Origin of the sequence: Acidibrevibacterium fodinaquatile (genome assembly GCF_003352165.1) — a bacterium.
In the GTDB taxonomy this organism is placed as follows: Bacteria; Pseudomonadota; Alphaproteobacteria; order Acetobacterales; family Acetobacteraceae; genus Acidibrevibacterium; species Acidibrevibacterium fodinaquatile.
This window is the reverse complement of the sequence record NZ_CP029176.1, coordinates 2,962,801-2,982,068: the sequence shown is the minus strand read 5'-3', so window position 1 is coordinate 2,982,068 and position 19,268 is coordinate 2,962,801. Positions and strand designations below refer to the sequence as shown.

General features: G+C 69.0%; 19 protein-coding genes. 5 read left to right on the top strand and 14 right to left on the bottom strand.

Annotation, left to right across the window (positions count from 1 at the left end; genetic code table 11):
- The first annotated feature begins 111 nt into the window (after positions 1 to 111).
- Positions 112 to 771, top strand: a complete 660-nt coding sequence (locus DEF76_RS14165) for a class I SAM-dependent methyltransferase (protein ID WP_114912889.1) — start codon at positions 112 to 114, stop codon at positions 769 to 771.
- Positions 772 to 880: 109 nt separating this feature from the next.
- Here the strand turns inward: DEF76_RS14165 and DEF76_RS14160 are convergent, their stop codons facing one another.
- Genes DEF76_RS14160 through DEF76_RS14130 form a run of 7 tightly spaced genes read right to left on the bottom strand, consistent with a single transcriptional unit; the run spans position 881 to position 8,077 of the window.
- Positions 881 to 1,147 (bottom strand): acylphosphatase, encoded by a 267-nt coding sequence (locus tag DEF76_RS14160; RefSeq protein WP_114913907.1) that lies wholly within the window; start codon positions 1,145 to 1,147, stop codon positions 881 to 883.
- A 25-nt stretch (positions 1,148 to 1,172) separates the two neighbouring features.
- Positions 1,173 to 1,877, bottom strand: coding sequence for an ATP12 family chaperone protein (locus tag DEF76_RS14155; protein ID WP_338025731.1), 705 nt, complete (start codon positions 1,875 to 1,877; stop codon positions 1,173 to 1,175).
- Between the two features lies 1 nt (position 1,878).
- A complete protein-coding gene (locus DEF76_RS14150) occupies positions 1,879 to 3,600 on the bottom strand; it encodes an AsmA family protein (RefSeq protein ID WP_114912888.1) in 1,722 nt (573 codons plus the stop codon).
- Positions 3,597 to 4,571: an RluA family pseudouridine synthase gene (locus DEF76_RS14145; RefSeq protein ID WP_114912887.1), complete on the bottom strand. Its 975-nt coding sequence runs from the start codon at positions 4,569 to 4,571 to the stop codon at positions 3,597 to 3,599. Before DEF76_RS14145 ends, DEF76_RS14150 begins: the two co-directional genes overlap by 4 nt.
- A complete protein-coding gene (locus tag DEF76_RS14140; RefSeq protein WP_114913905.1) occupies positions 4,568 to 5,917 on the bottom strand; it encodes a replication-associated recombination protein A in 1,350 nt (449 codons plus the stop codon). The genes DEF76_RS14145 and DEF76_RS14140 overlap by 4 nt, the downstream gene beginning before the upstream one ends.
- Positions 5,918 to 5,927: 10 nt before the next feature.
- Positions 5,928 to 6,635, bottom strand: a complete 708-nt coding sequence (locus DEF76_RS19970) for a metallophosphoesterase (protein WP_240319014.1) — start codon at positions 6,633 to 6,635, stop codon at positions 5,928 to 5,930.
- Positions 6,632 to 8,077 (bottom strand): cryptochrome/photolyase family protein, encoded by a 1,446-nt coding sequence (locus DEF76_RS14130; protein ID WP_114912885.1) that lies wholly within the window; start codon positions 8,075 to 8,077, stop codon positions 6,632 to 6,634. The genes DEF76_RS19970 and DEF76_RS14130 overlap by 4 nt, the downstream gene beginning before the upstream one ends.
- A gap of 185 nt (positions 8,078 to 8,262) precedes the next feature.
- Between DEF76_RS14130 and DEF76_RS14120 the strand changes: the two genes are divergently transcribed.
- Both DEF76_RS14120 and murJ read left to right on the top strand, forming a co-directional pair.
- The gene (locus DEF76_RS14120) at positions 8,263 to 9,021 is read left to right on the top strand and encodes an NUDIX hydrolase (protein WP_114912883.1); all 759 of its coding nucleotides are present in this window, start codon (positions 8,263 to 8,265) and stop codon (positions 9,019 to 9,021) included.
- Entirely contained in the window at positions 9,015 to 10,580 is a 1,566-nt protein-coding gene (gene murJ, locus DEF76_RS14115; protein WP_114912882.1) for a murein biosynthesis integral membrane protein MurJ, read from the top strand. Before DEF76_RS14120 ends, murJ begins: the two co-directional genes overlap by 7 nt.
- 33 nt (positions 10,581 to 10,613) lie before the next feature.
- On the opposite strand, the gene clpA is transcribed toward murJ, so the two are convergent.
- The 7 genes from clpA to DEF76_RS14080 all read right to left on the bottom strand — a co-directional run bounded on the left by clpA (position 10,614) and on the right by DEF76_RS14080 (position 16,180).
- On the bottom strand, positions 10,614 to 12,959 hold the full coding sequence (gene clpA, locus DEF76_RS14110) for an ATP-dependent Clp protease ATP-binding subunit ClpA (RefSeq protein WP_114912881.1): 2,346 nt from the start codon (positions 12,957 to 12,959) through the stop codon (positions 10,614 to 10,616).
- Positions 12,960 to 13,124: 165 nt separating this feature from the next.
- Positions 13,125 to 13,463 (bottom strand): ATP-dependent Clp protease adapter ClpS, encoded by a 339-nt coding sequence (gene clpS / locus DEF76_RS14105; RefSeq protein ID WP_114912880.1) that lies wholly within the window; start codon positions 13,461 to 13,463, stop codon positions 13,125 to 13,127.
- Positions 13,464 to 13,619: 156 nt separating this feature from the next.
- Positions 13,620 to 14,234, bottom strand: coding sequence for a nitrile hydratase subunit alpha (locus DEF76_RS14100; RefSeq protein WP_114912879.1), 615 nt, complete (start codon positions 14,232 to 14,234; stop codon positions 13,620 to 13,622).
- Complete coding sequence (locus DEF76_RS20285; protein WP_114912878.1) at positions 14,231 to 14,515, bottom strand: SH3-like domain-containing protein; 285 nt, start codon at positions 14,513 to 14,515, stop codon at positions 14,231 to 14,233. Before DEF76_RS20285 ends, DEF76_RS14100 begins: the two co-directional genes overlap by 4 nt.
- Positions 14,512 to 14,850 carry an SH3-like domain-containing protein gene (locus DEF76_RS20280; RefSeq protein WP_114912877.1) on the bottom strand — a complete coding sequence of 113 codons (339 nt, stop codon included), beginning with the start codon at positions 14,848 to 14,850 and terminating at the stop codon, positions 14,512 to 14,514. Before DEF76_RS20280 ends, DEF76_RS20285 begins: the two co-directional genes overlap by 4 nt.
- Positions 14,847 to 15,398 carry an SH3 domain-containing protein gene (locus DEF76_RS14085; RefSeq protein WP_240319013.1) on the bottom strand — a complete coding sequence of 184 codons (552 nt, stop codon included), beginning with the start codon at positions 15,396 to 15,398 and terminating at the stop codon, positions 14,847 to 14,849. The genes DEF76_RS20280 and DEF76_RS14085 overlap by 4 nt, the downstream gene beginning before the upstream one ends.
- A complete protein-coding gene (locus DEF76_RS14080) occupies positions 15,395 to 16,180 on the bottom strand; it encodes a glycosyltransferase (RefSeq protein WP_114913903.1) in 786 nt (261 codons plus the stop codon). The genes DEF76_RS14085 and DEF76_RS14080 overlap by 4 nt, the downstream gene beginning before the upstream one ends.
- 82 nt (positions 16,181 to 16,262) lie before the next feature.
- On the opposite strand from DEF76_RS14080, the gene DEF76_RS14075 reads away from it, so the two are divergent.
- On the top strand, positions 16,263 to 17,243 hold the full coding sequence (locus DEF76_RS14075; RefSeq protein WP_114912876.1) for a mitochondrial fission ELM1 family protein: 981 nt from the start codon (positions 16,263 to 16,265) through the stop codon (positions 17,241 to 17,243).
- 116 nt (positions 17,244 to 17,359) lie between these two features.
- The gene (locus DEF76_RS14070; RefSeq protein WP_114912875.1) at positions 17,360 to 19,258 is read left to right on the top strand and encodes a hypothetical protein; all 1,899 of its coding nucleotides are present in this window, start codon (positions 17,360 to 17,362) and stop codon (positions 19,256 to 19,258) included.
- Positions 19,259 to 19,268 lie beyond the last annotated feature (10 nt).

Below are 19,268 nucleotides of genomic sequence, written 5' to 3'. Positions count from 1 at the left end.
CACCGTTCGTCTTGCTCCGTCTCGCCTCTTCCTCTTTGGCTTTCGCGAAGGCTTGGTTTCCTGCCCGCTCCGGCGTTTCGGCCTTTCGCACAACAAGGATCGCCGACGATCATGACCCATGCCTTTCCCTCCTCGCGCCCGGCTCCGAAATCCGCATTGGATGCCGAAGCGGTTCGCGCCGCTTATCGGCGCTGGGCTGGAATTTATGATTCCTCCTTCGGCGGCATTTCCGCCTTCGCCCGCCGCCGCACCGTCGCCGAGGTCAACCGCCTGGCGGGCAGCGCCGTGCTCGAGGTCGGCGTCGGCACCGGCCTCGCTCTCCCCCATTACGGACCAGGCAAGCGCATCACCGGCATCGATCTCTCGGCCGAGATGCTCGCCATCGCCCGCCGCCGTGTTGCCGAGGATGGTCTTGCCCAGGTCGATGCGCTGATCGAGATGGACGCCGAAGCGATGAGCTTCGATACCGGCAGCTTCGATATCGCGGTCGCCATGTTCGTCGCCTCGGTGGTGCCGCATCCGCGTCGGCTGATGGCGGAGATGCGCCGGGTGGTGCGGCCGGGCGGGCACCTCCTGTTCGTCAACCATTTCGCCGCCGAGCGCGGGCCGCGCTGGTGGGTGGAACGGGCCTTGGCGCCGGCCTCGCGCGCCCTCGGCTGGCACCCGGATTTCGCCGTCGATGCCTTGCTGCTGCCCGAGGAGCGCGAGCAGGCGACGGTCTCGGCGATGCCGCCCTTCGGCCTTTTCACCCTGTTCCGCCTCGAAAATTAGCCTCTTTGAGATCAGGCGCGCGGGGGCGGGGAGAAAAGGGTTCTTTTTGTAAAAAGAACCAAAAACTTTTCCCCGGCGGGCAGCGCCTGCGGCGCCGCCCGGTGCTATTTTACGTGCGGTAAAATCCCGGGGTCTCGGGTGGCGGCGCGAGATCTTCCTCGATGCTGGTGACCCGCGCAAGGCGCGGGCCGCGGCGGCAGGCGCGCAGCAATTCCTCGACCGCGGCGGGATCGCCGGCGACCAGCGCCTCGACCGCGCCGTCATCGCGATTGCGCACCCAGCCGGAAAGGCCGAGCGCTGCCGCGCGGGCGGTCATCCAGTCACGAAACCCGACCCCCTGAACCTGGCCGCGAATGATGAGGCGCTTGGCGCTCATGATGGCTTTCTCCCAAAGTGGCACGTCAGCAGTGGCGCGTCAGCGTCAGGATGCGGGCCGCGGTCGCGACCTCGCCGGCCAGGCGCGCCCGCCGGGCGGTCGCCGTCTCGTCGCGGCCCCAGATATCTTCCTGAAACAACGCATCGAGTTCGGCCAACGCCAGCGCTTCCGCGCCATCGAGCGCCCCGGCCGCGACCGCGAGACCGAGCACGAGACTCCCGAGCGCCGGCACCAGAACCGCGAGCGCCGCGAGGCGGACCGGCTCCTCCCGGGCCAGCGCCGCGCGCAGCGCGGCGAGGCTGGCCGGCGGTTGCGGGCACGGCATGACGCCGTCGGTGACCATGAGCGGCGCATCGAGCACGCGCGCCGCCCAGTCGAGCCAGGGTTGCCAGCGCTCCCGCTGGCGCTCGGCCAAAGCGGTTTGGGTGTCCGCGCGGTAGCAAAGCAGGTCGCTCTCACCATAGCGGGCCAGCGCCGCGATGGTCGGCGCCGGCGCCGCTGCGATCCGGGTCACCCCGGTGCCGATCATGCGGGTCAGCGGCACATCGTCATAGCTGAACTCGGGCCCCAGCCCACGCCATTCCTCGGCGATGGCGTCTGCGAGCGCGGCGCTCGGGACACAAAGCGCGTCGCCCTCGGGCAGCCGCAGCGGCCGGCCATCGAGATGGATCGCGAACCCCTCCGCCGCTGCCACCGGCGCCACCTCGTTCCAGAACCGTCGCATCGCCATCCTATTTCGCAAGCTCGCGCAGAATGTCACGCAGCGATAGCCCTTTGGCGGGCTTGGCCGGCGCCGGCGCCGGGCCTGCCCGCCCCCCCCGCGCGCGCGCCAGCGCCGATTCGCACGGCACGGCGGCGAGGGCGCCATCGCCTTGGTCGGGGTCGGGCATGAGTTTCGGCGCAGCGAGCGGACCATCGAGACGCAACGGCACCACCAGCGCATTGCCGCCGATGCGAAGCGAAGGCACCAGCCGCACCGCCATGGCCGCGGCGCCGAGATCGAGGGTGCCGCCGGCGCCGAGCGTAAGACGCGATGTCTCGGCGAGCGCTGGGTCGAGATGCACGATCCCGCCTGCGATCTCGCCGCCGAGCGCGAGACAGCGAAGATCCGTGTGCCCGCCAGACTCGAGCCCGATCGGCGGCAATCTCGCCTGCCGCACGATCTCGCCGAGGGCGCGCAGCAGCAGGCGGTTGGCGAGCGTTGCATTCACCGCGGCAACCCCGACGCGGCCGCCGAGCGACGCCATCAGCGCCCGCGGCGTCGCCCCGGCGGCGCTGAGATCGGCGAAAATCTCGAGCGCGCCGGTATTCTCGTCCGGCCAGTGAAACGCCCCGGCGAGCGGCCCGAGCGCGAGCGACGGCGCCAGCAGATGCAGCGTCATCGCCGGCGGGGTGGCAGCGGCATCGACGCGCAAAACCCCGCTCACCGCCCCGCCCGGCACCTCGAGGCGCAGCGGATCGAGAACCAGTTGCCGGTCATGGAGTGCGAGATGGGTGGCGATGTCGTGATAGGCGGCACCACTTTCGATCACGGTTCCGGCCGCGACCGCGAGATCGAGATCGGCGGCGTCGAGAAGCGGCAGAAACGCGAGCGGCCGGTCGCGCCAATCGGGCGGCGGCGCGGCGGATGGTGCCGGCGCCTCGCCTGCGGCGGCGGCCGGCGCCAGCGCGTGGCGCGGGAGAGCGTGGCGCAGCGCATCGAGATCGAGGCGATGGATTGTAACCTTGCCCGCGAACGCGGGATGCGGCGCGAGATGGAGGGTGCCGTCGAGCGCGACATCGCCCTGCTGCGCGACGACGCGGAGCCCGCCAAACGACAGCGCATCGCCAGGCAGGCGGGCGATCATGCCGCTGAGGCTGAACGGGATGCCGGCGTAGCGGGCATCGAGGGTGATCGCGGTCGCGCTCGGCCCGGGCAGCGCCGGCAGATCGAGGCGGATGATGCTAAGCGGCGCCGCGGTCGCAACACGCGCATCGGTGAGGCGGAGCGCGAGCAGGCTGATCCGCCAATGCCGCGGCTTGCCGGCCGGGGCAGGCGCGCTCGCCGCGGCAACGCTCGCCGGAGCGGCGTGCGAGACGGTCTCGGGAAGTGCGTTAGAGATCGCCTCTTGGGGCGCTGGGTGGAAAACCGCGTGGTCGAGATCGAGCCGCGTCACCACGATCTCGCGTGACAAAAGCGGGCGGAGCGCGAGATGCGCGAGAAATTGTCCCGCCTCGATCCGGCCGGCGCGCGTTCCGAGCGTCACCCTCTCTGCGCGCAATACCGGGCGCGGCAGCAGCGAGAGCGAGATCGGCCCGTCGAGCGTTATGCTCTGCCGCCCATCACGCGCGACCAGCGCGACCACCAGCGGTTTCAGCCGGTCGGGTGCGGCGACCACCACCGCCAGCGCCGCCGCCAGCGCAAGCACGATCACCGCGAGCCCGGCGGCGAGCGCGATGAGGGCCCGCTTCATGCCGCCCTCGCCCGGGAAGGTGGCGCGGGTTTGGGCGCGCTGAAGCCGAAATGGCGGAAACTCTCGCGCATATGGGGTGGCAGCGGCGCTTCGACGGTTAGGGTGCCACCGTCGGGATGAGGCAGGGTGAGGCGGCGCGCGAGGAGATGGAGCCGCGTTTCCGCCCCGGCCGCCGGATCAGGCATTGTGTCATATTTGTCGTCGCCGAGGATCGGGGTGCCGATCGCCGCGCAATGGACGCGGAGCTGATGGGTGCGGCCGGTGAGCGGCGCGAGTTCGAGCCAGGAGACATGCCGCCCGGCATGGTCGCGCACCTGGTAATCGGTGATGGCGCGGGCGGCGTCCTGGTCGCCGGGGGCGGCCTGGCTGCGCGCGCCCTTCGCCCCTTTGAGGCGGACGAGCGGCAGATCGATGCGCCCGGCGGCCGCTTCCGGCCGGCCGCGCACCACCGCCCAGTAGGTTTTTTCGACCTCGCGCTCGCGGAAAGCGCGGGCGAGAAAGGCGGCGACACCGGGCGTGCGCGCAAGCACCAGGACGCCCGAGGTCTCCTGATCGAGACGATGGACGAGCCTGGGCCGCGCCGGCTGCTCGCCGCGCAGCGCATCGAGCATGCCATCGAGATGGCGGCGGATCCCGGGGCCACCCTGGACGGCGAGGCCGGCCGGCTTGTCGAGCACGATCACCGCCTGATCCTGATAGAGAATCAGGCGCGCGAGTTCGGCGGCGAGATGGGGATCGGGCGCCGCCGGCGGCTTGGGGGCCGCCGCCGCCGGCAGCGGCGGGATGCGGATGGTCTGGCCGACGGCAAGGCGGGTTGCGGCGCCGGCGCGATGGCCATCGACCCGGATCTGCCCCGTCCGGCAGAGTTTTTCGATCATGCCCTGCGTGAGGCCGGGGAAATGGCGGCGAAACCAGCGATCGAGGCGGATATCCGCGTCATCGGTGCCCACTTCGCGTTGCGCGATGCTCATTGGCCGCGCTCCGCCCGCAGCCGCGCCCAGGTGGCGAGGCGTTCGGCGATCGCGCGTTCCTCTCCACGCCCGCTCGGGCGATAAAACTGCGCTCGCGCCATGCCGTCGGGAAAATAATTCTGGCCGGAAAACGCCTCCGGGGCCTCGTGGTCATATTCATAGCCGGCGCCATAGCCGATCTCGCGCATCAGCTTGGTCGGGGCGTTGAGGATATGCGCGGGCGGCATCAAGCTGCCAGTGGCCCGCGCCGCCGCCATCGCCGCCCCGAACGCGCGATAGGCGGCGTTCGATTTCGGGGCGGTCGCGAGATGGATGACCACTTCGGCGAGCGCCAATTCGCCCTCCGGGCTGCCCATCCGCTCATAGGCTTCCCAGCCCGAGAGCGCCAGCGTCAAGGCGGCAGGATCGGCGAGCCCGACATCCTCGGCGGCGAAGCGGGCGAGGCGGCGGGCGATGTAGCGCGGATCCTCGCCGCCGGTCAGCATGCGCGCGAACCAATAGAGTGCCGCGTCGGGATCGGAGCCGCGCAGCGATTTATGCAGCGCCGAGATGAGATTGTAATGTTCCTCACGGTCCTTGTCGTAAAGGGTTGCGCGGCGGGCAAGAAGCGTCGCGAGTTCGGCGGCGCCGAGCGGCGGCTGATCGGGCGGCAGCGCAAAAAGCTGCTCGGCCATGTTGAGGAGATAGCGGCCATCGCCATCGGCCATGGCGCGCAAGCCGGCGCGGCCTTCCGCGGTGAGCGGCAGCGTCCGCCCGGTTGCGGCCTCGGCGCGGGCGGCGAGGGTTTCGAGCGCGGCATCATCGAGCCGGCGCAGCACCAAGACCTGACAGCGCGAAAGCAGGGCGGCGTTGAGCGCGAAGGACGGGTTTTCGGTGGTGGCGCCGATCAGCACCACAATCCCCTGCTCCACCACCGGCAGGAAGGCATCTTGCTGAGCGCGGTTGAAGCGGTGGATTTCATCGACGAAAAGCAGTGTCCCGGTGCCGGTGCGCCGCCGCCTCGCGGCCTCCTCGAACACCCGCTTGAGATCGGCGACCCCCGAGAAAACCGCCGATAATTGGTCGAAATGAAGCCCTGCCCGCTCGGCGAGCAGCCGCGCCAGCGTGGTCTTGCCCACCCCTGGCGGGCCCCACAGGATGAGGGAAGCAAGCGAGCTTTGCGCCAGCATGCGCGCGAGCGCACCCTCGGCGCCGAGGAGATGATCCTGGCCGACCACGTCGGCGAGCGTGCGCGGGCGCAGGCGATCGGCGAGCGGGCGGGCGCCCTTGCCGGCGCGCTCAGCCGCCGGCGCGCGCGCGGGCGACGCCTCTTGGCCAAAAAGATCCGGGGTCGGGGTATGTGCCACGCCGAGCGTTTTAGCCAAGCGCGGATGAGAGTTCCATGCCAGTCGGCGAAAGATCGATCCAGGAGAGATGCCCGCCCTTGCCGGCGCCGGTATCGAGAAACACCGCCTGCCCGCCGGACGCGCCAATGCGGCGATAGGGGCGGCCATCGCGTGAGCGCTGGTCATGGCCGCAATAGACGGTAAGGCCGGCCGGAATGCGATCGACCCAGCGGAGGCTGCGCTCGGGGAACCCGTCGGGCTGCGTCCGACCGGTCGGCTCGCCGTAGAGCGCGCGCGCCAGCGGGCCGCTGACCCGCCTGCCAGTGAAGGGTGCCGGCGGCGGCGGCGCCATCAGCATGGCATCGTGAAAGCCGCCATGGACGAAGAACGCACCACCCACGCGAAGCCAGGCCGGGGCGCGGGCGATCGCGGCGGCGGCGCGGGCGGCGAGAGCGGGATCGAGGCTCGCGAGGGTCGCTGCGGTTTCGGGCGCGAGATGGGGGATGCGTCCGGAGATCGCGCGGGCAAGGCGGAAATCATGGTTGCCGAGCAGGAACAGGCCGCGTCCCTCGTCGAGCAGCCGCAGCATCAGCCGCAGGACGCCGGCGCTGTCGGGGCCGTAATCGACGAGATCGCCGAGCTGGACGAGGAAGCGGTCGGTGGCCGCCGCATGGCGGAAGGCGCGGAGATCGCCATGCACGTCCCCGACGACGCGAAGTGGTCGGCCGGCCGGGATCACGCCGCCCGCCGCGGCAGAGCGGCGAAAGCGGCCAAAGCCCGCGCCCGGCCGAGCCCGAGATCGATGATCGGCCGCGGATAGGTCTTGCCGAGTTCGACCCCGGCCGCCCGCAAAGCGAGGCCCGGCGCCTCCCACGGCGCATGGATGAACTCGTCGGGCAGTGCCGCGAGTTCGGGCACGAAACGGCGGACATAGGCCCCTTCGGGGTCGAATTTCCGCCCCTGGAGGATGGGGTTGAAGATGCGGAAATAGGGTGCTGCATCGGCGCCGCTGCCGGCGACCCATTGCCAGCTCGCGGCATTGGCGGCGAGATCGGCATCGAGCAGCGTATCCCAAAACCACGCCTCGCCGGCCTGCCAGGGGAGGAGCAGATGCTTGACCAGGAATGAGGCGGCGATCATCCGCACCCGGTTATGCATCCAGCCCCAGCGCCAAAGCTGGCGCATCCCGGCGTCAACGATCGGGATGCCGGTCTCGCCCCGCTGCCAGGCGGCGCGTGCTGCGCCATCCTCACGCCAGGGCATGGCGGCGAACTCGGCGCGGAGCGGCTGCTCGGGGAGATGCGGGTGATGCCAGAGGAGGTAGGCGGAGAATTCGCGCCAGAGCAGCTCGTTCAGAAAGCTGTGCAGCGGCTTGCCACCGCCGGGTGCCGCACGGCTTGCCGCTTGCCAGACGCGGCGGGGAGATATCTCCCCCCAATGCAGGTGCGGCGACAACATCGAGGTGCTGGCATGGCCGGGGATGTCGCGGGCACGATCGTAAGCAGGGAAGGCGTCGGTGAGAAACCGCGCGAGCCGCGCTGCCGCACCAGCCGCGCCCGGCGTCCAAAGCCGGCGCATCTCGGCCGCCCAATCCGGGCGCGCCGGCGCAAGCCCCCAGGTGGCGAGAACGTCGCTGGCGAGCGCGCCGGAGAAGCCGGGGAGGGTTGCCGGGGCCGGCCAGGCCTCCCCCTCGATGCCGGCGGCGAATGCGGCGCGGGCAAATGGCGTGAACACCGAAAACGCGCCGCCATTTTGCGTCTTCAGCCGCTCTGGGGCAAACAGCAGCCGGGTTTCGTGCTCATGGAACACAACGCCGCGCCGCGCCAGGGCCGGGCGCAGCGCCGCGATCGCCGCCCGCAGCCAGGGCTCGACCGCGCGCCCGCCATGGATTTCCGCCGCCCCCGTCTCTTCGGCGAGGCGCAAGAGTTCCTCCCCCATCACGCCGCGCCGCAGCACGAGGCGGGCCCCGCGCGCGGCGAGATCGGCGCCCAGCGCCGTGAGGCTGCCATGCAGCCAGAAACGGCTCGCGCCCCCCGGCGCCCATGCCCCGGGCGAGGTGGTATCGAGCACGAAAACCGGAACGATCGGCCGCCCGGCGGCAAGCGCGGCGGCCAGCGCCGGCTGATCATCGAGGCGGAGATCCTGAAAAAACCACACTATCGCCGGTGCCCGCATCGTCATTGCCGTCTCACTTCTCTCCGTTTGGCGTCATCACCGCACCTCTTGCGCCGATATGGGGCGCGGTGGTGATTTGCCAGCCCGGGCCGCCCGCGCAAAAGGCTTGCGCGCCTTTTGGCAAGGCGCCGATGCCTGCTTGGCGAGCCAGCCGCAGACCGCGATAATCCTCGGATGCGAAAGAGGCGATGATGGCCACCTTCCCCGAGAGTCCGCCCATCCCGCCGGGATGGTCGGTTCATCCGCTCGCCGCGACCGTCACGGCACGGGTCAGCGGAACCCATGCGCCGCTCGAGGCGGGGCGCATGGCGGACATCGAGCGGCATTGGCTCGCCGCCCAGGCGGGGTCGGGTGGGGCCTTGTTCAACGGCGCGGTGTTCAGCGTCGATGACATCACGCCGACGCACCTGCGCGGCCATATGACCGAGTATCGCCGCGTTCTCGCGCAGTTTCGCGACCCGGCGCTGTTCGCCACCCTGCGGCTGCGCCCGCTCGCGGTCTGCGGCGTCGTGCTCTCGCCTGATGGCGTCCTGTTCGGGCGGCGCCATGGCGGCGCGGTCTATCAATCCGGGCTGTGGCAGACCCCTCCTGCCGGCAATGTCGATGGCAGGGCGGTTAGGGCCGGCGGTGAGGTCGATCTCGCCGGCCAGCTATTCACCGAATTGCGCGAAGAGATCGGCCTCGGCCGGGACGCGATCACCGCCTTCCGTCCGCTCGCGCTGATCGAACACGCCGAAACCCACGTGCTCGATCTCGGCTTCCTGCTCTCAACCCGGCTCGGCGCCGGCGCGATCATCGCCGCCCATGCCGGCGAGGGCAATGACGAGTATGAGGCGCTGCGTTTGGTGCAGCCGGCTGATCTTCCCGCCTTTCTTGCCCGCATGGGGGGAGAGATCGTGCCCTCGGTGCCGATTTTGCTCCACGCCGCCGGTCTCCTCGGCACGTGCTGAAAAACGTCGCGACGATCGGCGTCTGGACGGCGGGGAGCCGCGTGCTCGGCTTCCTGCGTGACATCCTGATCGCAGCCCAGCTCGGCACCGGGCCAGTCGCCGATGCGTTTTTCGTCGCCCTCAAGCTCCCCAACCTGTTCCGCCGGCTGTTCGGCGAAGGCGCGTTCAACGCCGCCTTCGTGCCGGCGTTCACGGCGAGCCTCGCCGGTGAAGGCGCCGGCCCAGCGCGCCGTCTCGCCGAGGAGGTGGCGAGCGTGATGGTGGTCTGGCTCGGGTTTCTGACCTTGCTCGGCCTTCTCCTGATGCCGCTTCTGATGCATCTCCTGGCGCCGGGTTTTGCCGCCGATCCGGCGAAATTCGCGCTCAGCGTTGCGCTCAGCCGTCTTACCTTCCCCTATCTGATGCTGATTTGCCTCTCGGCCCTGCTGTCGGGTGTTCTCAACGGGATCAACCGCTTCGCCGCCGCTGCCGCGACCCCGGTGGTGTTCAACCTCGCCCTCATCGGCGCCTTGGTGTTGGTCCCGCGCGACCTGATGCCGCGCGGCCAGGCGCTGGCGGTTGGCGTCACCGTCTCTGGGATGGCGCAGCTCGGCCTGCTCGCGATCGCGCTCGCGCGCGGCGGCATGGCGCTCAGGCTCCGCGCACCAAGGCTGACCGAGGGGGTGCGGCTCGTGCTCCGGCGCATGGGGCCGGGGATTGTCGGCGCCGGCGTCACCCAGATCAATGTCGCCGTCGATACCATCATCGCGAGCCTGCTGCCGGCCGGGACGGTCTCGGTGCTCTATTACGCGGATCGCGTGAACCAACTCCCGCTCGGGACCATCGGCACCGCGGTCGCGACGGCGCTTTTGCCGCTGCTTGCGCGCCAGGTCCGCGCCGCGGCGATCACCGAACTGCGTGCAACGTTGAACCAGGCGATCGCGCTCACGCTCGCGCTCACGCTCCCGGCGGCGCTCGCCCTGATGCTGCTCGCCGAGCCGATCATGCTGGCCTTGTTCCGCCATGGCGCGCTGAGCGGGGCGGCGGCGGCGAAAAGTGCTGCGGCACTCGCAGCCTACGCCATCGGTTTGCCGGCGTTCGTGCTGGCGAAAGTGTTCTCGCCGGGATTTTTCGCCCGCGGCGACACCAAAACCCCGGTCAAGATCGGGGTCATCGCGGTTTTCCTCAATCTCGCGCTCAATCTCGCCCTGATGCACCCGCTCGGCTATCTCGGGCCGCCTCTGGCAACCAGCCTCGCGGCGTTCTTCAATGCCGGGGCGCTCGCGTGGCTGCTCGCCCGGACCGGCCATTTCCGCCCCGACCGGGCGCTGTTTGCGCGCATCGGGCGTATTTTTGCCGCGTCAGTCGCGATGGTTCTCCTGCTCGCGTTCACCGGCGCAGCCCTACGCGCTATGTTGCCCGGGGTTGCCACCGACCCGCTCGGCGCAATCGCACGCCTCGCGGCGCTGATCCCGTTGGGATTGCTCGCTTATGGCGGCGCCGGGCTCATGTTCGGCGCCTTCGACCGCGATCTCTTGCGCGCCACACTCGCGCGCCGCCGCCTCAAGGGACGCGGGTAACGCCCCTCTTTTCTCAAGGAAGAGAGGCGACTGCTACCCGGCGATTTCGGCCTCGCGTTCCGAACCGTCATCGCCTTCCGGGCCGGGCAGCGCCGGCGGGGTAAGCTCGACGAACTCGAAATCGAGGGCACCGTCCTTGACGCTGACCTTGACCGCGCCGCCTTTGGCCAGGCGACCGAACAGCAACTCCTCGGCCAAGGGCTTCTTGATGTTCTCCTGGATCACCCGCGCCAGCGGCCGTGCGCCGTAAAGCGGATCATAGCCGCGCTCGGCCAGCCATTCCTTCGCCGCCGAACTCAGCTCGATGGTGACGTTGCGGTCGGCGAGCTGGGCTTCGAGCTGCATGACGAATTTCTCGACGACGCGGGCGACGATCTCCGGCGTCAGGCCCGAGAAGGCGATGATGGCGTCAAGACGGTTGCGGAATTCCGGGGTGAAAAGGCGCTTGATCGCCTCCTCATCCTCGCCGATGCGAACCTCGCGGCCGAAGCCGATCGCCGCCTTGGCAAGATCGGCGGCGCCGGCATTGGTGGTCATGATCAGGATGATGTTGCGGAAATCGACCGATTTGCCGTTATGATCGGTGAGTTTGCCGTGATCCATCACCTGCAGCAGGATATTGAAAAGATCGGGATGCGCCTTCTCGATCTCGTCGAGCAGCAGCACGGCGTGCGGATGCTGGTCGATCGCATCGGTGAGCAGCCCGCCCTGGTCGAAGCCGACATAGCCGGGCGGGGCGCCGATCAGACGCGAGACCGAATGCCGCTCCATATATTCGCTCATGTCGAAGCGGATCAGCTCGATCCCCAAAGTCGCGGCGAGTTGGCGGGCGACTTCGGTCTTGCCGACGCCGGTCGGGCCGCTGAAGAGATAATTGCCGATCGGCTTTTCGACTTCGCGCAGGCCGGCGCGGGACAATTTGATCGCCGCCGCCAAAGCTTCGATGGCGGCATCCTGGCCGAACACCATCGCCTTGAGGTTGCGGTCGAGATTGCGCAGCGTCTCCTTGTCGTCGCTGGAGACCGATTTCGGCGGGATGCGCGCGATTTTGGCGACGATTTCCTCGACATCGCGGAGCGTTACGGTTTTGCGGCGCTTGTTTTCGGGGAGCAGCATGCGCGAGGCGCCGACCTCGTCGATGACGTCGATCGCCTTGTCGGGCAGCTTGCGGTCGTTGATATATTTCGAAGACAATTCGACCGCGGCGCGGATCGCCTCGTCGGTGTAGCGCACCTTGTGGTGTTTCTCGTAATTCGATTTGAGCCCGCGCAGGATTTTCACCGCGTCCTCGACATTCGGCTCATTGACGTCGATCTTCTGGAAGCGCCGCACCAGGGCGCGATCCTTCTCGAAGTAATTGCGGAATTCCTTGTAGGTGGTGCTGCCGATGCAGCGCAGCGTGCCCGAGGCGAGCGCCGGCTTGAGCAGGTTCGAGGCATCCATCGCGCCGCCGCTGGTCGCGCCAGCGCCGATCACGGTGTGGATTTCGTCGATGAACAGGATCGCATCGGGGTGGTTTTCGAGTTCGGAGACCACCGCTTTCAACCGCTCCTCGAAATCGCCGCGATAGCGGGTGCCAGCGAGCAGCGCGCCCATGTCGAGCGCGAAAATGGTCGCCTTGGTCAACACTTCCGGCACGTCGCCCTCGACGATGCGCTTGGCGAGGCCCTCGGCGATGGCGGTTTTGCCAACCCCCGGATCGCCGACATAGAGCGGGTTGTTCTTGGTCCGCCGGCAGAGAATCTGGATCGTGCGCTCGATCTCCAATTCGCGGCCGATCAGCGGGTCGATCTTGCCGGCGAGCGCCTTCTTGTTGAGATTGACGCAGTAATTGGCGAGCGCGTCCTGGCCGCGCTTGGCGTGTTTCTCCTCGCGCTCGCCCTCGCCCGGGGCATGCGGCTCGCCACCGGCTGCGCCCTGCACCGGGCGCGGGTTCGAACGGCCGGGGGCCTTGGCGATGCCGTGGCTGATGAAATTGACCGCATCAAGCCGTGTCATATCCTGCAATTGCAGGAAATAGACGGCATGGCTCTCACGCTCGCTAAACAGCGCGACGAGGACATTGGCGCCGGTCACTTCGTCGCGCCCGGAGGATTGGACATGGATCGCGGCGCGCTGCACCACGCGTTGAAAGCCCGCGGTCGGCTTCGGGTCCCCGCGCCGGTCGGTGACCAGGCCGGAGAGATCCTTATCGAGGAACTCGATCAGATCGACGCGCAGTTTGTCGAGATCGAGACCGCAGGCGCGCAGAACGGTCGCGGCGTCGCTATCGTCGGTGAGGCTGAGCAGGAGATGCTCGAGGGTCGCGTATTCGTGACGCCGTTCACTGGCGAAAGAGAGCGCCCGATGAAGCGTCTGTTCCAGATTTCGTGAGAGCATATCCGATCAACGCTCCTTCGCTATCCGAGGCCATCCCCGGTTCGGCGCCACCCCATCATGTGGGATCTCCACGGCAGCGCACAACACGAGATTACACACGAAAATATTGCCAGACCATGACCGGCGGCAAAAAATCTTCGTGCGCCGCGGCCGCCCTGCGCGCCATCATTCCTTCTCGATCGTGCATTGCAACGGGTGCTGGTTCTGGCGCGCGAGATCCATCACCTGCGTCACCTTGGTCTCAGCCACCTCGTAGGTATAGACGCCGCAGACGCCGACGCCACGGCGATGCACATGCAGCATGATGCGGGTCGCCTCCTCGCGGGTTTTTTGGAAAAACCGCTCGAGGACATGCACGACGAACTCCATCGGCGTGTAATCGTCGTTCAGCATCAAAACCTTGTACATCGCCGGCTTGCGGGTTTTGGGCCGCGCGCGCACCACCACTCCGGTTGCCGGGCCGTCGCCATTGCCAGTGCCGTCACGCTTGTCGTTATCGCTCATCGCTGCTTATTACCCGGACCCGCGACGGGTCGCCCAACCATACGGAAGCCGACGGACGCGAAAACCCGGCCTCTGGGCCGCCGCCGCTCCCCTCCTCGGCGCAGGATATCGGAATTGTCCCGTCAGGGAAAAGCCTCTTCTATCGCCGCGCCGCGATTATCGCATTGCGCCAGTTTGATCGCCGGCCTGCGGCACCGTGACCCCGATCATATCCCCCTCGCGGACCAGCGCCGCCAGCGCCGCCTCCCCCCATCCCTCGGTGCCGGGGGGGCGTTGGGGCAGCACCATCCAGCGGTAATCGGCGGTCGAGTCGACCACCACGATCTCCGTCTCCGGCGCCAACACCGTGCCCCATTCGGCGATCAGCCGGCGCGGGTCACGCACCGCGCGGGCGCGGTAGGCGGCCGATTTGAACCAGAACGGCGGATACCCGAGCACCGCGCGCGGATAGCAACTGCACAGCGTGCAGACGACGAGATGGTGGCGGCCAGGGCGGTTTTCCAGAACCCCGAGCGGCGGCGCGCCGAGCATCGGGATGTCGAGCGCTTCCGCCGCCCGCGTGCCATCGGCGAGCATCAGCGCGCGATAGGTGGGATCGACCCAGGCGCGCGCCACCATCCGCGCCCCTTGCGCGGGTGATGCGGCATCGGTTGCGGCGATGCGCGCGGCAAGCTCGGCCTCGCGCACCACCCCCTTGGCGGCGAGCACGTCGAGGAGGGCGGCGAACAGGGCCTCGGCCGGGGTTGCCAGCAGATCGGGCGGGGTGGTCATCGCGCCTCCAGCCAATGGCCGAAAATCTCGACCAGCAAGGCGCCGGCGCTCCGCGGCGGCGGCCAGAGCGTGCTTGGCTCGAAGCGCACGTGATAGAGCGGGACCACCGCCGCCGGGCGGGCGAAGGCGAGATCCTCGGGGTTGGGAAAATCGCCGAGATGGCGGACGACGACACCGGCGCGGCCGCGCACATAATGCGGCGTTCGGATATGCGCCTCGCCCCGGCTCTCCGGCCAGTCGTTACGCACCATGACAGGGGTGCCGGGGGCGAGATATGTCATCGCACACCGTCTTTCCGCGCGGCCAGCGCCGCCCGCAGCTCGTCTGCGGTGATCACCCCCTTGCGCAGGAGCGTCGCGACGATCGAACGCAGCCAGCGCTGGTAGTAGGACAGGCGGTGATAGTCGGCCTCCGGAATCGCCTCGATCCCGCGCCGCAATTCATCGACCCGCATGATCCCGTCAGCGCCGAGGATCTGGCGCAGGGCATCGACGCGACGATCAAAGGCGGTGAGCCCGTGCGGTGCGGTGTCCACCGCCTCGCAGAGGAATTTCGGCACCCCCCCGAGATCGTGATGGGCGCGCCTTGGGTCTTCGCCGGGCTCCGATCCGTTCAATTCACCGCCTCCCCCGGAAAACTTCCCCAGAACGCCGTGCGTGGCAGAAAGCCACGATAGCCCTTGATCTCGACCTCGCACCAGGGGGAATCGGCGGCGCAATGGCTGATCCGCCCGACAACGCCCGCTGCGGCGCGGGCGACGATGGCGGCATCGTCGCGCGGGGCGGCGCGCAACGTCTGTTCGGCGCCGATCACAAGGAGGGTCCGCCGCCCGGTCAACGTCGCCTCATGGACCCAGCCCTCGGTGCCGTCGGCATCGCGCACCAGCCGCCAGACATCGAATTCGCGCTCGATCTCAACCGGCAGGCCGCGCCGCTTATAGACCCAGGTGATCGGATAGCGCGTGCCGGGCCCGGCACGGAGATTGACGTCATCAGAGCGCAGCGCGGCAAAGCGCGGCAGCGGCAAGCCGGTGACGCTGCCTTTCGCGGGCGTTGGCGCCGACGAAGGTGCGGGGGAGGGGGGAGGGGAGGCGGGGGGCGTTGGCGGCGCGGGCGCCGCTGCGATCAGCAGCAGCGCCAGCACCAAGCCGAGCCGCCGCGTCACGACCGCGCCCCTTGGTCCGGCGTCACGACATCGGGGCGGGTGCTGCGCCGCATCAGCCAATAGACGCCGGCGAGATCGACCAGGCCGACGCAAAGCCGGTCGAGCGTGCCATAATGCGAGCGCCCGGCGTGGCGCGGCCGGTGATTGACCGCGACGCTGACCACGCGCCCGCCGGCACGCAGAAACAACGCCGGCAGAAAGCGGTGCATATGATCGAAACGCGGCAGATCGAGGAAGGCGGCACGGCGAAACAGCTTCAGCCCGCAGCCGGTATCGGGCGTTCCATCGCCGAGCATCGCCGCGCGGAGGCGATTGGCAAGGCGTGAACTCACCCGTTTTCGCCAGCCATCGCGCCGCGCCTTTCGCCATCCCGCGATCAACACCGGCTCGCGCCTACCCGCTTCGGCCAGCGCGCGATCGAACAGACGCGGAATATCGGCGGGGTCGTTTTGGCCGTCGCCGTCCAATGTTGCGATCCATTCGCCGGCGGCGGCGGCGATGCCGGTCGCGAGCGCCGCACTCTGTCCGCAAGCGACGCGATGGCGGCGCCAGCGTAGCGGAACGCCGGAGAGCCGCGCCGCTTCGGCAAGGCGGGCTGGCGTCTCATCGGCGCTCCCGTCATCGACATAGACGATTTCGGCGCCGCCATGCCGCGCCGCAAACGCCGCCAGCACGGCCCGCAATTCGCGGGCGAGCGGCAGGATGTTCGGCGCCTCGTCCCGCACCGGCACGACGGCGGAGAGCACGACACGCGGCAAAGCGGCGGGATCAGAACCTGACATCGTCATCGCCGCCGGTAGCACCACGAAAGACCCCCGACAAGCCGGTTGACCGCAACGACGGCGCCGGGCAAACCCGCCCGCCATGACCCGCACACCCTCGGCCGCGCCGCCCCCAGCCTTGCCGCCATCTTCCTGGATCCTCAGCGAATCCTATGCCGGGCTGATGGCGCAGGCGCGGGGGTTGGCCGAGGCCGCATCGCTCGCCCCCGAAAGCCGTATCCTCACGCCGCGCGCGCCCTGGCGCTTTGTTACCGCGCGGCTATGGCCGGCGCCGCTCGCCGCCATCGGTGACGCTCTCGCCGGGCCGCTCCCCGAGATCGTGATCGGGTGCGGCGGCGCAGGCGCCGTGATCGGCGCTGCGCTGCGCCGCCGCTATGGCCTGCGCGCCGTGCAAATCCAGCACCCGCGCATGGATCTGCGCCGCTTCGACGTCATTCTCGCCGCGATCCATGACGATCTCACCGGGCCCAACGTCATCGTCACCCGCACAGCACTCCATGGCGTGACACCGGCGCGATTGGCCGAGGCGGCGGCGATCTGGCGGCCACGCCTCGCCCATCTGCCGCGCCCGCTGGTCGCGGTGCTGGTCGGCGGCTCGAACGGGCGGTTCCGCCTCGGCGCCCTCGAAGCCGAGGCGCTCGGCATCCGGCTTGCCGCCCTCGCCGCCGACGGCGCCGGTCTCGCCGTCACCCCGTCGCGTCGCACCTCAAGCGCGGCGCAACGGGCGCTCGCGCTTGCGCTCGCCGGCCCGCGCGATGCCGGCACCGCCTATCTCTGGGACGGCAGCGGCGAAAATCCCTATTTCGGGTTGTTGGCGCTGGCCGACGTGATCATCGCGACCGAGGACAGCGTCTCGATGATGTCGGAAGCGGCGGCGACCGCAGCGCCGCTGCTGGTCGCCCGTCTGCCTGGCCATTCGCGGCGCATCCGCGATTTCAGCGCGACGCTGATCGCAAGCGGCCGGGCCCGCGAGTTCACCGGCCGGTTGGAGGTTTGGCCCACGATCCCGATCAATGATACAGAAGCGGCGGCCGATGAACTCCGCCGGCGGCTTGGCTATTGAGCAGTGCCGGGCGAAAGGTGGGAAGAATTGTTCTTTTTTGAAAAAAAGAACCAAAAAACGTTTGTCCGTTTGGTGGTGCCCGCAGCGCCGCCGCGCCGGTGAACTGAGAGGCTGTGATGCTCGCGATCGAGACCTTTGACCAGCGTCAGGGCGGCAATGTGCTCTATAAGGCGCTCTCGCATCCGCTCGCGGCGGAAGCTCTCAGCGCGCTCGCGGCGCGGCTCCGCCCGCTCGCGCCGATTGCCCTGCTTGACCCGGATGGCATTGCCCCGGCGCTGCTTGCGCTCGCCCCAGCATTGCCGCCGATCGCTGAGGTTTATGTCGAGGATGTGCGGGCGATCGGCCGCGAGATCGCCGGATGCGCGGCGTGCCCGCTCACCGACCTGCCGCGCAGTGCCGCGCGCGCACTCCTGATCACCGCCTTCGACGCCGAGCGCCTCAAGGCCCGTCTCGCGCCCTTTATGCCTGCCGGTATGGAATGTCTCTCGCTCGATGCGATCCGCCTGCCGCGGGAGATGCTGACGGTGCCCGAACGCTATGGCGAGCGGCGCAATTTCGCGACCAACTTTGCCTTTTTTCGCGATCAGGACGGGCTTTCGACGCGCCTCGTCTCGGCCAATTACTGGGCCGGCTACGGCGCCGGCGCGGTCCGCCTCTGGCTTCGCCTGTTCGCCGCCGACGGCGAGGTGCTGGCCACCTGGGAAGAGGCTTTGCCTGCGGGTCCAGGCGGCTTCGCGATCGACAGCCGTGCCGTCCGCGCCCGCTTCGGGCTGCCGCCGTTCACCGGCCAGCTTTTCCTGCATGTCATCGGCGCCGCCGGTCATGACGTGGTGAAATACGCCCTCGATACCTTCCCGACCGACGCTGGTCCCAGTCTCTCTTGCACGCATGACGCCAATGCCTGGCCGTCTGAGCGCTATGCCGGTCTCCCCGCGCCGCGCGAGGATGAGCGGGTGATCCTCTGGGTGCAGAATAGCCACGCCGTCGCCATCCCCGCCGGCGCGATCGCGCTCGACCGCATGGGGGCGGAGCGGCCGGTCGCGTTCCCCCGCCCGATCGCGCCCTTCGCGACCGAGGCGCTCGATGTCGCGACATTGCTGCCCGGCATTCGCTGGCCGGCGCAGATCGAACTCCGCGCCGGGCGCCATGTCGTCCGGCCGCGCTATGAGGTGGTGCGCGGCGGGCGCACCCGCATCGCCCATGTCAATGTCGAGCGCGCCGATCTCGCCCCCGATCCCACCCTCCGCGCGCTCCCGGCGCCGCTCGGGCGCGGCTTTCTGCTGCCGTTTCCGATCCTGCCGCGGCGGCGTTTCGCAACCATCGTGCAGCCGACGCCGATGGCGACGAGCGAGACCTCGCTGCCGCTCCGCCTCGATCTTTTCGACCCTGAGGGACGGCCGGCGGGGAGTCATTTCCTTGGCTGCCTTGCGCGCGATCACGCGCTCGCCCTCGATCTCGACAGCGTTCTCGCCCCGGACGCCCTGCCTGAAGGCGGCCATGGCGAGCTGGTCTATGATTTCCGTGATGGCGGCGAGGGCAATGGCTGGTTGCACGCTTTGTTCCGCTATGCCGATCGCGAGAGCGGCCACGAGGCGGAATCGAGCTTCGGCAGCCACATCTTCAATACGCTGATGACCTATCGCGACGAGCCGCAATCCTATAGCGGCAAGCCACCGGGGCTTTCGACGCGGCTTTTTCTTCGCCTCGGCGAGGGCGGGCGGCAGAGCTTCACCTGTCTCATCTACCCGGCCTCAGCGCCATGGCACCCGCGCTCGACGACGAGCCTCCTGCTCCATGACGAAGCGGGCGCCTTGGTCGCGGAGGCGCCGCTCGCCATCGCCTGTTCGGGCTCGGCGCTGATCCACCCGCAGGACGTGTTTGGCCCCGATCGCCTCGCCCGCGCCGGGTCGCGCGGCTATGTTCTGATCCGCGACACCACCTGCCGCCTGTTCGGCTATCATGGCCTGATGGACGCAGCCGGCGGCTTCTCGCTCGATCACATGTTTGGTTTCTGAAGGGGCGCGG